Genomic DNA, 14,166 nt, shown 5'->3' with positions numbered 1-14,166 from the left:
AACTCCAGCCAGTGCACTATCTCAGCTAGTCTCACACTCGCCTCGCTACATGGCTGGCTCAGGTCTAAAAAAAGTGGCAAGGGCGCGGCAAAAGTAAGTTTACATTGACAGTTCAGTGGATTTTTTGTAAACTATTTCTTGTTGAAAAACTTATTGGGTAGTAGCGAAGTGGTAACGCAGTGGACTCTGAATCCATAATCATAGGTTCGATCCCTATCTACCCAACTTAATGAAAAAGCCGCGAAATGTTTTGATGTTTCGCGGTATTTTTGTGCCCAAATTCACCGCCATTAAGGCATTGACACTGCTTCTTGCTTGGCGTAAGTTGGCGGTGGAGGCGATCAAATGACCACTTATTATGAACATTGCAACTTATGGACTGGCACCACCACTCAACCTACCGCTAATGCGTGGTTTGGCGTGGCTGCTGGCAAGATCACAGCAACTGGTAGCGGCGAGGCGCCACTGCAAGCAGATGACGACTTAGTGGATCTGAATGGCCAATATGTCACCCCAGGTTTGATCAACGCCCATGTGCACTTGTCGATGGACCCCATGGCCAACAATTTGGATCATCGCAGTGAAACCGAAGTGACTGTTAATGCCATTAAAGCCGCCCGTCAGCTGTTGGCCGCTGGTGTGACCACCGTACGCGACTGCGGGTGTGCTTTTAATGTCGATATCAACCTCAAACACTTAGGTCCAAAAGTTGGCGAGCCGATCCCAACCATCGTCCCTAGCGGCCGGCCGATGTCGATGACAGGCGGCCATGGGGATTTTGTCGAAGGCTTGAATGGTGAAACCAACATGTCGTATTTAGTCGACTCCCCTGACGAAATGCGCAAAGCCGTCCGCACAGCGATCAAACTTGGTGCCGACAATATCAAAGTGATGGCCACTGGCGGGGTGATGTCGCCTAACGATGCGATCGACGATACCGCGCTGACGGTGCCAGAAATGGCCGTTGCCGTTGAAGAAGCCCATAACAAGCACCGCACTGTCGCTGCCCACGCCCAAGGCCATGCTGGCATTCAAAATGCCTTAGACGCTGGCGTTGATTCCATTGAACACGGTATTTACATCGACGAAAAGCAAGTACAAGCCATGATCGCCCATCATCAATATCTGGTGCCAACACTAAATGCGCCTGTTGCCATCAGCCGCTATGGCCGCGACTCCCTGCCCGCTTACATGACCCGCAAAAACGACGCGGTGCGCGACGACTTTTTTGCACACTTGAAAATGGTTTTTCAAACTGATCTCAATGTCGTGTGCGGCACTGACGCTGGTACCCCGTTCAATCGCTTCGATCGCGGGACGCAAGAAGAGTTGGCCTTGTGGGTCGACAAATGCGGCGCCACCACCTTACAAGCCATGCAAGGCGCCACCATCAAAGCCGCACAGTTGTTGAAAGTCGATCAACAACGCGGGACGTTGCAACCAGGTTTAGCGGCGGACTTTTTGGTATTGGCCAAAGATCCACTGAAAGATATTCACGCTTTGATGCAACCTGACAAACAAGTTTTCCAAAATGGGACTCGCGTACACTAACTAAGAGGTGTTTAGCATGAGATATCAATGTTCTGATGTCGTCGAACCCGTATCGTTGAGCCAAGCGGTGGCCCATTTTCAAAGTCACTTAAAGCCCGGTCACGTCGGCCAGATCCAAAGCCTAGACGATCCCACCATCCCCGCCGTTTTGATTACTTATGCCGTAGCACCTGATGGCAGTGTGTCGCTAGAAGACGCCTTGACCGACGCTTGTCCCGATGAAGATGCCCAGACTTGGCAGCGCATCCTTGCGCCTTATCATGATTAACTTTACAATAAAGAAAACGCTTGGAGGTCGATCATGAAACACAACACCAAACCTTGGGGGATCATCGCCACCGCGGCTAGCGCAGTATCGATAGCCGCCAGTGCCATCGCCATGGCCAGTGGCATCTTAGTGATCCTCAATAGTAAAAAGTATTAAAAAAACCGACATCACGTCGGTTTTTTTAATGCTTAAGCTTGCAATTGATTGACCATGTCGCATAACAACTGATGGGTCAAGCGACTGGAAGCCGGCGCGATCGGATTTTCGCCAGAATTGGCCACCGCGTCAAAAAAGGCGCGAACCAACGGCGCAAAACCGCGCGTTTCCAGCATCGGTTGCCAATCAGGACTGGCGATCACCGTATGGCTGGTGCCATGGTAAGTGTGGCTAGTCGCCAAGTCCTCAACGCGAAATAACCCATTAGGCGTGCCAACTGTGGCTTCTTCCAAGTTGGTGCCAGCCACCATATTGATCGCCGCTTCACCACGAATGCCGCTACCCATAAAGGTCACTGACGCTTGTTCCAGCGCCCCATCTTTATCTGCGTGCATGGTGTAGCGCGCCGTTGGTTCAGCTGGAAAGCCTGCCAATGCCAGCGCGGTGTCCAGCGGATGGATCAATAAGTCAAAAATGGCTTCTTTAGGTGGTTGCGGACTAGCAATGCGATTTTTGGTCACATTGATCACATTTTTCTCTGGCATGTCGATCAAGGTCTTCACCGCTGGCGCAAAGCGGCGGTTAAAGCCCACTGTCAACAGTTTTTGATGTTGCGCCGCCAGCAGATACAGCTCAGTGACTTGATCCATATTGGTGGCCAACGGCTTATCCACGAAGACATTCACATTTCGCGCCAAAAAATGCTTCACCATTTCATAATGAACACTTGTGGCCGCATGGATCATCACCGCATCCAGTTGCAAGTTGTCCAACGCGTCCAAGTCCGTTCCGGCTGCGACCATGTGATACTTGTTGGCAATGCGTGTCACCTTTTCCAGGTCACGGCTGATCAAATAAAACTGTGCTTGATCTTGTAATTCAGCATAAACTGGCAAATATGCTTTTTGCGCAATATTGCCCAGGCCCACGACACCAATATTTAACATACGACCACCCATTCTAATTTGTTACTTTCACGCTAGCACAAGCGGCAAGCCGGCACAAGTCACAAGCGAGTTTCCTAACGAAAAAGATGGCTGCATGGTCTTCAAATTGATGCCGGGACAGCCCATGATCAAGTTCAATAAATCAACGTGACGTTTAAAAAGTCGATACAATCGTGATCGCAAGTAAACCCCGAGTAATCTTAATTACGACCTCATGATTCGCACAGATCACAGCCATCGAGATAGTTAGCCGGCTAACTATCTGACGCCGTAAATCAGGTGCACTTTTGAGCTTTTTTTCACATTCGACATCCCCTTCTATTTGCGTTCTTGAGCGATTTGCATGCTTATTCGTAGCCTAGCAATGCAGGAACACTTAATAGCTCATTGATTGCTAAATGTTTTACATTGTATGAACAGCGTAGTACAATACTTGTAGGAGATGATCATATGACGACAAAAGACAGCACAATCACGGTTCGTGTGGACCGCAAGCTTAAAGACAGCGTTCAACAAGATCTAGATGCGATGGGTCTAGATATGAGTACCCTTATCGTCATGACGTTAAAAGCCGTCAAGCGCACACACACGCTACCATTTACCCCAAACGCCAACCCAACCGCATTAGACCGTGCCATTGCAGAGCTTGAAGCTGGCCACGTCACAGCGCCAACGGAGGTCGAAGACTACTTGAAGGAAGTATCAAAATATGCTGAAGATTGAGCGGGTCAAAGGCTACGATCGTCAGCTCAAACGAATGCTAAAAAAGCACTACCGTCTAGCTGACTATAACGTGGCTATCCGTGCATTAGCTTCACAAGATGCTGAAACCCTCAAACGTCTAAAAGACCACGCCTTGGTTGGCGACAAGCAAGGCTATCGTGAATTGCACATCGATAAAGCCGGCAAGTGGCTACTAGAGTACACAATTGACGATGACGTCTTGATACTCATATTAATCGCCACAGGCTCACATGATGAGCTATACAAGTAAGCATAGTCCGCGTTGCGGGCTATTTTTTTCCGTCGTATAAAACAGTTTTTGATTGGTCATGCTCAGGACCATGGCATTAAAAAAGCACCCATAATTGGATGCTAGTAGTCTCCAGATAATTGGCGCTGTTGTCGAACATGGGTGAGATACTCTTGATACGCCTCTGAAGCTTCCTTCGTGGGGTTGTCAATTAGCATGAGTTCGCCATCACTATTCCATGGCCACCCGTCGGATTCGCGTTTTTGCCACTCTGGATGATCTAGAAATTTAAGGCTTAATCGTTCCATGCTATTTCACCCCTTTCAGATACGTGCGCATTGCCTCAGCCCATTTACTGTTGTAGCCAATGCGAGCTGCCACGAATAATTCTGCGAATTCTTCACGCGGACTGTCGCTTGCGTATTTAGATACCAAGTTAGTCGCGACATTCTTGTTCTGCTTTCTATAAATATTATAGATCTGCCGGAGCTGGCCAGCAACAAATTCATCACGCGTAAGACTCTTTCAGGCTGTGCAAGCGACTCATTCCACATTTCATTATGGAATACATGGGCAAGTTCATGAACGACCGGATATTGTTTCTTACGGGATTCTGGAACTGGAACAAATGAAGAATCTGAAACATATTTGGTCAGCGTTTTGTCATCTTTATACATAGATGGATTCAGATGAATTTGAAGAAAGAACCAGTAGAAAAGCGGTGACTGGCTGATATTCAGGATCGCAACTCGTTGCTGAGCAAGGAACTCCTTAATAACAATATAAAGCGTGAGCTGAATCGCTTTATTGCGCTTAAAATGCTTCCGGTAGCAACAATAGAAGGTCAACATTTTTGGGATATCCTTCCAGTGGTCGGCCTGATTCCGGTAAATCAAATGCTCATTGATTTTTTACTCAGTTTAAGAGTAAAAACACCAAGTACTTCCACTCTAAGTGTTAGCAAGATTTTGGAGATATTTTCTTGAGATCATCAACAAAATCTGCACTGATCCCTGGAATTCCCGGATCGTCACCTTCATGATTTTTAAGCAAACGACCAGTGTCTAGTCGTTGATTTAGCTCATGTAACTCTTTATGAATCATTTGTAATTCCATGATGATTTCGTCACTTGCAAATCTTTTCATAATCCGCACCTACTTTCAGCCTATATTATATATGTTTATATAGGTAAAATCTATAACCCCATTTTGGGGTTTTTATTTAACCTGGTCACCGAACGTCAGTTTGTAAAACTGGTACGTAGTATTCAAATCGGAGGCAATTTCATGGCAACAATCAAACCTTATACACTAAAATCTGGAAAAGTCAGGTACGATGTTCAAATCTACGATCACTGGAATAAAGGTACCGGCAAGCAAGCCAATGTCCACAAGGCCGGTTTCGACAGTTGGGAGGAAGCGAATGACTGGGCCAAAGAAAAAACGGCAGACCTTGCCAAACTAAAACGGACTGGACGCCGGCGTGACAAGATGATGATAAAGGACTGGCTGACTGAATGGGTCGAGAAGTACAAAGTCAACGTCAAAGAAGGCAGCATGATCATCTATCGCTATAACATCGATCACTACCTCATTCCTAACATCGGCAATTATATGCTACGCGAGTACACGCCCACAGTTCATCAGCAGTTCATCCTCGACATGCTCGACCATGGTGGTAAGAACGGTGCCCCCCTCCAACGAAATACCGTATCGATCATCAACGCTACGATCGGCAACGCCTTGGCAAAAGCTGTGAAGCTTAGATACATCGTCGAAAATCCAACCATCAACGTCGAGTACCCAAGATCCGCACGTCAAATCAAACGGCTGCATTATTGGACTGTCCCACAAGGCGATGCCTTTCTTGAGGCTGTCAAAAAGGATCGAAACAAAGTCTGGTATTATTTTTTCTTAACAGTTCTGAATCTCGGTCTTCGCAAAGGTGAAGATCTAGCGCTTACCTGGGACGATATCAATTTTACGGACAACACTGTGGATATCAATAAGACTCGGCTGTACCGCGCTGAAGTAGGTGATCACGCTGGTGAGATCATTCTCGATGATCCAAAGTATCCGGCATCATTTCGCACGCTGTATATGACTAATCGCTTACGCGCCGCACTGCTCGAATATCGTGCTTTGTGGTATCCCAATGGCGATGTGGTCGATATTGGCGATGGCGCGCCCACAATCGCCCCTGGGGAGTTTGTCTGGAAGCATATGGGAACTCGGCGATACTTTGGCCAAGTTGTCGGAGAAAGTGGCGTCTATGGCGCAATGAAGCGCGCAACCGACCAGATCAATCCCCCGCTGCCGAAGATCACTGTTCATGATCTCCGGCACACACTCGGCGTGACCCTCCGCGAGTCTGGTGTCCCATTGGAAGACATCAAGGACATTCTCGGTCACAAAGACATTTCAACTACCCAGATCTACGCTGAAATCACTCCGAAGGTCAAAAAATCTGCTACCCATAAACTCAACGAATACCTCGAAACGCAACAAAAAAACGCCCCTAAAAAGGGGCGCCGAGTCACTCATCTTAACAGTTTTCTTAACAGTTGAGAGAGAAACGCTGTTTATTTTGGACTGAACGCATTTTCTCAATAACGCTCAAGCCGTTGGTATTACAGGCGTGCGTTAAGTTCTTTAGTCAAATCTTCGTAGCCAGGCTTGCCGAGCAAACCAAACATGTTGCGTTTGTATTCTTCAACACCTGGTTGGTTGAATGGGTTGATGCCGTTCAAGTAGCCAGATACTGCCACAGCGTATTCGAAGAAGGAGATCAAGTAGCCTAAAGTGAATTCGTCTTGCTTGTCGATGGAAACCGTCATAACAGGCACGCCACCATCAGTGTGGGCTAAGACAACACCTTCGTAGGCCTTGCGGTTAACGTAAGACATCTTCTTACCTTCAAGGAATTCAAGGCCATCAAGAGAGCCTTTTTCAACTGGGATGGTCACATCCTTGGTTGGGTTTTCGACCCAAACCACAGTTTCCATCAAGTTACGCAAACCTTCTTGGATGTATTGGCCTAATGAGTGCAGATCAGTGGTGAAGTTAGCACTTGATGGGTAGATACCCTTTTGGTCTTTACCTTCGGATTCGCCCATTAATTGCTTCCACCATTCGCCAAGGTATTGCAAGGTTGGTTCGTAGTTTTCAAGCAATTCAGTGGTGTAGCCCTTGCGGTACAAAATGTTGCGGTAGGCCGCATACTGGTAGGCTTGGTTCTTCGTCAAATCGTCTGACTTGTATTCGTCACGGCCGGCAGCAGCGCCTTCCATGAGTTTGTCGATGTCACCACCAGCAACGGCGATCGGCAGCAAACCAACTGCAGAAAGCACAGAGTAACGACCGCCTAAGTCATCAGGCACAACAAATTCTTCGTAGCCTTCAGCGTCGGCTTCAGACTTCAAAGCGCCTTTAGCGCGATCAGTGGTAGCATAGATGCGGCCTTTAGCAGCTTCTTTGCCATACTTTTCGATCAACTTCGCCTTCAACACGCGGAAAGCGATAGAAGGTTCAGTGGTGGTACCAGACTTGGAGATCACGTTCAATGAGAAGTCGCGATCGCCGATTTGTTCGATCAAATCAGCTAAGTAGGTACCGGAAATGGAGTTACCAGCGAAATAAACTTCTGGCAGCTTGCGGCCTGGTTCGTAGTTGCGGAAAGTGTGTGACAAGAAGTCAAACGCCATGCGAGCACCTAAGTAGGAGCCGCCGATACCGATCGCAACGAACACTTCTGAATCAGATTGGATCTTCTTAGCAGCCGCTTTGATCCGGGCGAATTCGTCCTTATCATAGTTGACTGGCAAATCTAAAAAGCCACGGAAATCGGCGCCAGCGCCAGTACCTTCACGCAATTCTTTGTCTGCGGCAGTAACCAGTGCCTGCATTTGGCCGAGTTCGTTGTCGTGTACGAACGGGGTCAGCTTTGATGCGTCAAATGAAATAGTAGCCATTTTCAGCGTTCCTCCTAATTTTTCAATCATTTACATTGTAAACTTTAAACACTAGACTTTCAAAAAGCAAGCCGCCGATGCGATAAATTGTAAATGTTCACATCGACGGCTACTTATATAAGTACTACTTCATCATCCCGAGGACCACGCCACCGGCAATGATCAAAATCGCACCCCAAGTGACCCAAGTCATTTCCTTGTGCGTCTTGCGTTCGCCTAACAAGAAGATCGAACCAAAAGTGGAGATCACGATCCCCATTTGCGACATGGAATAAGCGATCGCCAAGCCCACAGAGCTCATCGCCATCAACATGAACACATTCCCTGTGCCCCAAAACAACCCAGTGACAATGTTTTTGGCGGTCGCTTTGGCAAAAGCGTCATGCCCGATAGAAAATAGCAACGCCCCGACTAACATCCCTACCGCTTGTGGCATCACCACAGCAGTTGCGCCAAGGTGGCCGGCATTGACCACGATGGTGTAACCGGCGTAACCGGCAGTGGAGATCAACAGGGTGCGGATCCCTTTGACATAGTTGCCAGAAGCTTTGGTGGTACCAGTTTTTTCTTGGCGAGAAGACAACGTTGCCCCAACTACCAATAAAACCAAGGCCAACAAACCTAAAGCGACCATTTTGCCGGTTTTCCATTCGCCAAACAATAACGCCCCAGCTAAAGTGGAAGCAACCAGTTGCATCCCAGTGGACATTGGCACGGTCATGGAGACGCCGACATATTTCATGGCTTGGAACTGTTGGCTTTGCCCCAAGGCCCAAAACAGCCCAGACAAAATGCCTAACAGCCAAACTTTCGTATCCATTACCGGATGAGCAACTAACCAAGTGCCGATCCCGAAGAACAAGGCCCCGACAGTCATCCCTAAGGTTTGTTGATAAGCGTTGCCGCCGAGTTTGCCACTAACTAAGCCAATAGACCCCCATGCGATCGCTGGGATCAGCGCAATAATGATTGCCATTACCTCTCCTCTTTCCATTAGAAAATTTATAAAGTCCGGATTTCAAGATTTACATTTAAAAACCACAAGTAGTTATTTTATCTTGATTTCGTTTTCATTTCAACCTTGAAATCGCGCCGTTTCGGTTATGCAAACGGATACCGAAACCGTTATCATAGGTGGCGTGCATCACTCATGAACCGTCACAAACGCCCAAAACTCGCCACCTTTTGTCAGTGTTTTCAAGTGGCAGTAAAGACGCGAAAAAAAGTGTAAACAACTTACTTTTTTAGCGGTTTGGTGACGGGTGTCACTGAATATTTTCACAAGCCGTCTTGAAAACTTTCGAGTTTCAGAAAACTTAAAAACTAAAGTATCAGCAAATTTGTTATTAAACGCGATGAAAGTTCTGCCATCAGCTTATGACAGTTTCAGCATAACAGCTCATTTGACCTTTGCCTAATTTGACTGTGATTTTGGCGGGAATTTTTTACTTGCGGCGCTGGCATCAAAAAAGGCTTTGCCGAAGCAAAGCCCAGTTTTAACGGCGCGGATGCACCAACCGATAGCACCAGTAGCCACACAGCGCGCCAAAGACATTGAAGATCACATCATCAATGTCAGCCACGCCAGAGATCAATAGAAACTGCAAGCACTCGATGGCTAAACTCAACGCCAAGCCGCGCAAGCCGACGCGCAAGAAACCGATTTTTTTGGTCAAGCTGGCCATGCCCCACCCAAAAGGCAAAAACCATAAGACATTCCCCACCGACTGATACCAAAAATCAAAGCGGCTAGTGGCATACCACAGCTTAATGGTTTCCACTAGCGGTTGCGTGTTGATCACCGCCAAGCTGCGGTGCCAATGAAACACCAATTGCCATGGATAATACACATCGCGAAATACCGTCAGTGCCAACAGCAAAATAATGTAGGCAATAAACAGCGCGACTTTGACTTCATGGCCGAATCTCACCGGCCGATGGTGCCAAAAGTGCCACAAATATCGCACAGCTAACGCGATGATCAAGTAAAGCAAGGTTTTGTCTAATGAATAAAAGACTAAGCGCAATAACGGCCAGTGATTGACGTCACCTAAGCGACTGTCAGCGACCGCGCGATAAATGGGTCCTAAAAACAGCATCCGCACTCCTCCGTTGATCACATTGTACCAAAGCCACCTCACCCTGCGATACACCTGGCATGAACTTAAGACTTCTATTAAACTCCCAAGGAGATTTGCCCAAGGACTTGCGCACAGGTACAATATGTTAGACAAGTGCTGAAGGAGGCTCCTTTTGAAAAATTTCCATCGCTTGCGCACCACCCGACTGGGCTTTTTAGCGCTCTTACTGGGCTTGATCTGGCTGAAAACCATTTTTGCGTATCATGTCGATTTCAGCTTAGGGGCGAGCGGCTTCATTCAACAAGCTTTGCTATTGCTCAACCCGATCGGCACCAGCGCTTTACTATTATCTTTGGCCATGTACCCCAAACACCCGCGGCGCGCTTATGCCGCTGGGATCGTGGTTTATTTGGCCTTAAACTTATTATTATTTGCCAATGTGTTGTATTACCGCGAATTCAGTGACTTTTTGACCATTACCACCATGCTTGGGGTCTCTAAAGTGGCCCAAGGCCTGGGCGCCAGCTCCATGAGCATGATGACGCCGCGGGATCTGGTCTATTGGATCGACATCATCATCGTGGTGTTGATCTTGATCGGTTATGCGCTGTGGAACATTTTGCGCTACTTGCAAAATCAACCTTTGCGCTGGCCGCATTTTGGTTTGCACTTGGATCAACGCCCGCCGAAATATCACCTACCGCAAGCCGTTTCTGTGGTGGCAGTGGCGATATTTGCCGTGAACATGGCGATCGCCGAGTTGAACCGGCCGAACTTGTTGACGCGTACATTTGATCATAATTACATCGTGAAATACTTAGGATTGGCGCCTTTCACCTTATATGATGGGGTCAAAACCGCCCAGAACTCCCAAGTCCGCGCCAGCGCCGATGCGTCAGATATGGATAAAGTGCTTGATTACACCAAGACTCATTACGCCGCGCCGAATGTGCAATATGCAGGCGTCGCCAAAGGTAAGAATGTGATCATCATTCACTTGGAATCTTTCCAACAATTCCTATTAGGCATGAAAATCGACGGGCAAGAAGTGACGCCGTTTTTAAACTCGCTAGTCAAGGACAAAAACACGTTGAGCTTTGATAATTTCTTCAATCAAGTCGGTGGTGGGAAAACTTCAGACGCTGAAAACATGTTAGAAACTGGCATGTTTGGGCTGGAATCTGGCAGCTTGTTCACCAGTTTAGGCACGGACAACACGTTTGAAGCCGCCCCGGCGATTTTAAATCAAACCAAAGGCTATTCCACTGCGGTATTTCACGGCGGTTCTGGCAGTTTCTGGAATCGCGATAATGTGTACAAATCTTTAGGGTATCAATCGTTTTTTGATGGCAACTTCTACGCTCAAGACACCGATCAAACGACTGAATATGGGATCAAAGACAAGTTGATGTTTGGCGAAACCATTAAGTATATGGAACGCCTGCAACAACCTTTCTACAGTAAAGTGATCACTACCACCAATCACTATCCTTTCTATGTGTCAGATCAAGACAGTGACTTTCCTGATGCTGGCACAGATGATGCGACGATCAACGGGTATTTTCGCACGGCGCATTACTTAGATGGGGCGTTGAAGGAATTCTTCGCTTACTTGAAATCCAGCGGCTTGTACAAAAACTCTTTGGTGATGATGTATGGGGACCATTATGGTATCTCCAATGATCGCAACACCACCTTGGCACCATTGTTAGGCAAATCCGCCAAAGACTGGAACAGCTATGACGATGCCGCAATGCAGCGCGTGCCGCTGATCTTCAGCATGCCAGGGCTTAAAGGTGGCATCAAGCATACTTACGGCGGTGAAATCGACGTGTTGCCGACCTTGCTGCATTTGTTAGGCGTCAACACGCAAGATTACGTGCAATTTGGTACCGACTTACTTTCCGCGCAACATGATCAAACTGTCGCCTTTCGCAATCACAACTTTGTCACTCCACGCTACACGGTGATCGGCAGTACGGTTTACCTCAATCGCACTGGCAAAGCGATCCACCCCAACGCCAGCTTGAAACAAGAACTGGCCGCCAAGCAAGCCCAAGTCAATAATGCTTTGAGTTTGTCTGACACCGTCGCGTCAAAGAACTTGTTACGCTTTTACGTGCCAAAAGGCTTCGCGCCAGTGGATCCGCAAGACACGAATTTTGCCAACAGCTTGACCAACGTCTTACAAACGCAAAAAGCGCTAGGTGATAAATCTACCTCACTGTATAGCCAAAATGGTGATCGCACCACGGTGGGCGATTTTCACACCGATGCTCCGGAAGTCCAAAGCGATCCTAGCATTTTGACGAAGTTTCCAAAAAGTGTGCTGAAAAACAACAGTGCCAGTTCTTCTTCAAGTTCAAGCCTCAAAGGGCTTCAACAATAACCGCATCGAGTCAGCTTAAGCAGCTGGCTCGTTTTTTATTTCCCGGGAAATAAAAAGTCATCAAGGCGCCACCAACAACAACTGGTGGCACCTTGATGACTTAGCGCTTGGCAATAAAAGTAGCTGGTATGGCAATGTGTTGGATCGCAGGTGACGTCGCTAAAGCAAACAACTTGCGCCCAAGCGCGTCAAAATGATGATCGATGGTAGGCAACCCCAACACCTCCCCGATCGGCTCACGTTCTTGGCCTAACACGCCAAGCAAATGCAGGTGATGCATCTGGCAGTACTGCAAGGCGCCTGCGGCAGTTTCATCACTGTTGGCGATCAAATAATCAGGCATGGCGCTGAACTTCGCCATGGCTTGGTAGGCATTCTCATAAGCGTCAACTGCCGTCACGATTTGCGGTTCAGGCAATTGGGCACACACTTTGGCATAGGCGCTAAGCCAAGAACGGCTAGTGCCACTTTTGGCCACTGGCCGCCGAAATAAAAAGCCGATACTGCGAGGCTGATACGTTGCCATGATCCATTTAAGCGCTTGGATCTCGCTGGCTTGGCGCTGGCTATAGGCGGCAGAAAGACCGCTTTGATCCGTCGCTTCCCCAAGGACGATCGGGCCATATTTTTGATATTGGCTGATGGCAGTGATCAGCAACTCGTGAGATAAAAAGATCAACGCATCGACGGCATGGCGCCGCAACATTTCCAAAAAATCGCGTTCGCGTTGCGTTTGGTAGCCACTGGTCAACAACAAAATATGCGTGTCTTGTTGCGCCGCGGCATCGACGATACTGCTTAAGATCCGCGTAAAGTAGCGCGTATCGTTTTGCGGCATGACCACGCCAATGATCTGGCTTTTGCCATAACTCAGCTTTTGCCCCATGGCATTGGGCACATAGTCCAACTCTTTGATCACCGCGTCGATTTTGGCTTGGGCAGTTTTGGACACGTAACCGGAATGATTGATCGCTCGTGATACTGTGGAAATTGCGTAATGCGAGCGCTTGGCAATGTCGCGAATATTAGCCATTGAATTCCTCCTGTGGGCATGATGCTAAGAAATCAGCGATGCCATCTTCATCATTGGTGCTGGTGACCACATCACTGTGTTGTTGGATCAAAGCCGGCGCGTTGCCCATGGCGATCGCTTGGCCGACCATTTGAAACATGGGTAAATCGTTTTCACTATCACCAAAAGCCGCCACCTCATCAGCCGACAGCTGACTAGTTGCCAACACTGTGGCGATCGCACTGGCTTTGTTGGCTTGGTTTGAGGTCAACTCCAGCCAATAATCCCCTGAGCGCGCCGCTTGGTAGCCAGGGATCTTTGCCACTTGATAATACGCCGTCAATTGCTGCAGCGTGGCATGATCTGCGCAATAAAACATCACTTTGAAAATTGGCTCAGTGATTTGAGTCAGCGGTCGGTAGTGCGGGGCAATCCCAGTCATCGCCACTTGTTCGCGGGTGCTAGGGTCTGGCGCCGCTGCATACCAAGTGTGTGCCCCATATAAAGCGCAATACACTTGATCGCGTTGAAAATGCTTTTGGTATGCCTTTAGTATAGCCGATAATGTCGGCGCTGCCAGCGGATAGGCGATGATCGGCTGACTGCCTTGAAAAATCATCGCCCCATTATAAGCGATCTGCAAACCACTTAATTGCAACGTGTCGATCAATGCTGCCATTTCAAATGGCGCCCGGGCTGACACCAACGAAAACGGCACGCCACACGCTTGAATCGCTTGTTGCGTCCGCTTGCCGATCGTGCCATCAGAATGGATCAAGGTGCCATCAATGTCTGAAAAATAATATTTGATCAATTTC

16 protein-coding genes and 1 tRNA gene are annotated in these 14,166 nt (G+C 48.0%); 8 read left to right on the top strand and 9 right to left on the bottom strand.

What is annotated here, in order from left to right; translation table 11 throughout:
- Window positions 1–154: 154 nt before the first annotated feature.
- From ACKTSG_RS04880 to ACKTSG_RS04865, 4 genes are all read left to right on the top strand, one after another.
- Window positions 155–225: transfer RNA gene (locus ACKTSG_RS04880), tRNA-Gln, on the top strand.
- A gap of 120 nt (window positions 226–345) precedes the next feature.
- On the top strand, window positions 346–1,551 hold the full coding sequence (locus ACKTSG_RS04875) for a metal-dependent hydrolase family protein (RefSeq protein WP_407892510.1): 1,206 nt from the start codon (window positions 346–348) through the stop codon (window positions 1,549–1,551).
- Between the two features lie 16 nt (window positions 1,552–1,567).
- Window positions 1,568–1,819, top strand: coding sequence for a hypothetical protein (locus ACKTSG_RS04870; protein ID WP_407892508.1), 252 nt, complete (start codon window positions 1,568–1,570; stop codon window positions 1,817–1,819).
- A 33-nt stretch (window positions 1,820–1,852) separates the two neighbouring features.
- Complete coding sequence (locus ACKTSG_RS04865) at window positions 1,853–1,975, top strand: hypothetical protein (RefSeq protein ID WP_407892506.1); 123 nt, start codon at window positions 1,853–1,855, stop codon at window positions 1,973–1,975.
- A 32-nt stretch (window positions 1,976–2,007) separates the two neighbouring features.
- On the opposite strand, the gene ACKTSG_RS04860 is transcribed toward ACKTSG_RS04865, so the two are convergent.
- Complete coding sequence (locus ACKTSG_RS04860) at window positions 2,008–2,922, bottom strand: Gfo/Idh/MocA family protein (protein ID WP_407892504.1); 915 nt, start codon at window positions 2,920–2,922, stop codon at window positions 2,008–2,010.
- Between the two features lie 450 nt (window positions 2,923–3,372).
- Here ACKTSG_RS04860 and ACKTSG_RS04855 point away from each other — a divergent pair, with 450 nt between their 5' ends.
- The gene (locus ACKTSG_RS04855) at window positions 3,373–3,645 is read left to right on the top strand and encodes a type II toxin-antitoxin system RelB/DinJ family antitoxin (RefSeq protein ID WP_407892502.1); all 273 of its coding nucleotides are present in this window, start codon (window positions 3,373–3,375) and stop codon (window positions 3,643–3,645) included.
- The gene (locus ACKTSG_RS04850; RefSeq protein WP_407892500.1) at window positions 3,632–3,916 is read left to right on the top strand and encodes a type II toxin-antitoxin system RelE/ParE family toxin; all 285 of its coding nucleotides are present in this window, start codon (window positions 3,632–3,634) and stop codon (window positions 3,914–3,916) included. Before ACKTSG_RS04855 ends, ACKTSG_RS04850 begins: the two co-directional genes overlap by 14 nt.
- 101 nt (window positions 3,917–4,017) lie before the next feature.
- Here ACKTSG_RS04850 and ACKTSG_RS04845 read toward each other — a convergent pair whose 3' ends face one another.
- The 3 genes from ACKTSG_RS04845 to ACKTSG_RS04835 form a co-directional block, all read right to left on the bottom strand.
- Window positions 4,018–4,203, bottom strand: coding sequence for a hypothetical protein (locus tag ACKTSG_RS04845; protein WP_407892498.1), 186 nt, complete (start codon window positions 4,201–4,203; stop codon window positions 4,018–4,020).
- A gap of 15 nt (window positions 4,204–4,218) precedes the next feature.
- Entirely contained in the window at window positions 4,219–4,746 is a 528-nt protein-coding gene (locus ACKTSG_RS04840; protein WP_407892496.1) for a hypothetical protein, read from the bottom strand.
- Between the two features lie 106 nt (window positions 4,747–4,852).
- The gene (locus tag ACKTSG_RS04835) at window positions 4,853–5,041 is read right to left on the bottom strand and encodes a hypothetical protein (RefSeq protein WP_407892494.1); all 189 of its coding nucleotides are present in this window, start codon (window positions 5,039–5,041) and stop codon (window positions 4,853–4,855) included.
- A 141-nt stretch (window positions 5,042–5,182) separates the two neighbouring features.
- Here ACKTSG_RS04835 and ACKTSG_RS04830 point away from each other — a divergent pair, with 141 nt between their 5' ends.
- A complete protein-coding gene (locus ACKTSG_RS04830) occupies window positions 5,183–6,463 on the top strand; it encodes a tyrosine-type recombinase/integrase (protein WP_407892492.1) in 1,281 nt (426 codons plus the stop codon).
- A gap of 62 nt (window positions 6,464–6,525) precedes the next feature.
- Here ACKTSG_RS04830 and ACKTSG_RS04825 read toward each other — a convergent pair whose 3' ends face one another.
- The 3 genes from ACKTSG_RS04825 to ACKTSG_RS04815 form a co-directional block, all read right to left on the bottom strand.
- Window positions 6,526–7,866, bottom strand: coding sequence for a glucose-6-phosphate isomerase (locus tag ACKTSG_RS04825; protein WP_407892490.1), 1,341 nt, complete (start codon window positions 7,864–7,866; stop codon window positions 6,526–6,528).
- A 124-nt stretch (window positions 7,867–7,990) separates the two neighbouring features.
- Window positions 7,991–8,842, bottom strand: coding sequence for a GRP family sugar transporter (locus ACKTSG_RS04820; protein ID WP_407892488.1), 852 nt, complete (start codon window positions 8,840–8,842; stop codon window positions 7,991–7,993).
- Between the two features lie 520 nt (window positions 8,843–9,362).
- A complete protein-coding gene (locus ACKTSG_RS04815; RefSeq protein WP_407892486.1) occupies window positions 9,363–9,965 on the bottom strand; it encodes a VanZ family protein in 603 nt (200 codons plus the stop codon).
- A 154-nt stretch (window positions 9,966–10,119) separates the two neighbouring features.
- On the opposite strand from ACKTSG_RS04815, the gene ACKTSG_RS04810 reads away from it, so the two are divergent.
- Entirely contained in the window at window positions 10,120–12,336 is a 2,217-nt protein-coding gene (locus tag ACKTSG_RS04810) for an LTA synthase family protein (RefSeq protein WP_407892484.1), read from the top strand.
- A 100-nt stretch (window positions 12,337–12,436) separates the two neighbouring features.
- On the opposite strand, the gene ACKTSG_RS04805 is transcribed toward ACKTSG_RS04810, so the two are convergent.
- Together ACKTSG_RS04805 and ACKTSG_RS04800 are read right to left on the bottom strand one after the other, a co-directional pair.
- On the bottom strand, window positions 12,437–13,369 hold the full coding sequence (locus ACKTSG_RS04805) for a LacI family DNA-binding transcriptional regulator (RefSeq protein ID WP_407892482.1): 933 nt from the start codon (window positions 13,367–13,369) through the stop codon (window positions 12,437–12,439).
- Complete coding sequence (locus ACKTSG_RS04800) at window positions 13,362–14,162, bottom strand: Cof-type HAD-IIB family hydrolase (protein ID WP_407892480.1); 801 nt, start codon at window positions 14,160–14,162, stop codon at window positions 13,362–13,364. The genes ACKTSG_RS04805 and ACKTSG_RS04800 overlap by 8 nt, the downstream gene beginning before the upstream one ends.
- Between the last annotated feature and the right edge of the window lie 4 nt (window positions 14,163–14,166).

This window comes from Lacticaseibacillus salsurae, from assembly GCF_045862175.1.
Lineage (GTDB): Bacteria > Bacillota > Bacilli > Lactobacillales > Lactobacillaceae > Lacticaseibacillus > Lacticaseibacillus salsurae.
The sequence above is the reverse complement of the archived record's forward strand: the minus strand, read 5'-3'. Positions and strand labels throughout refer to the sequence as shown.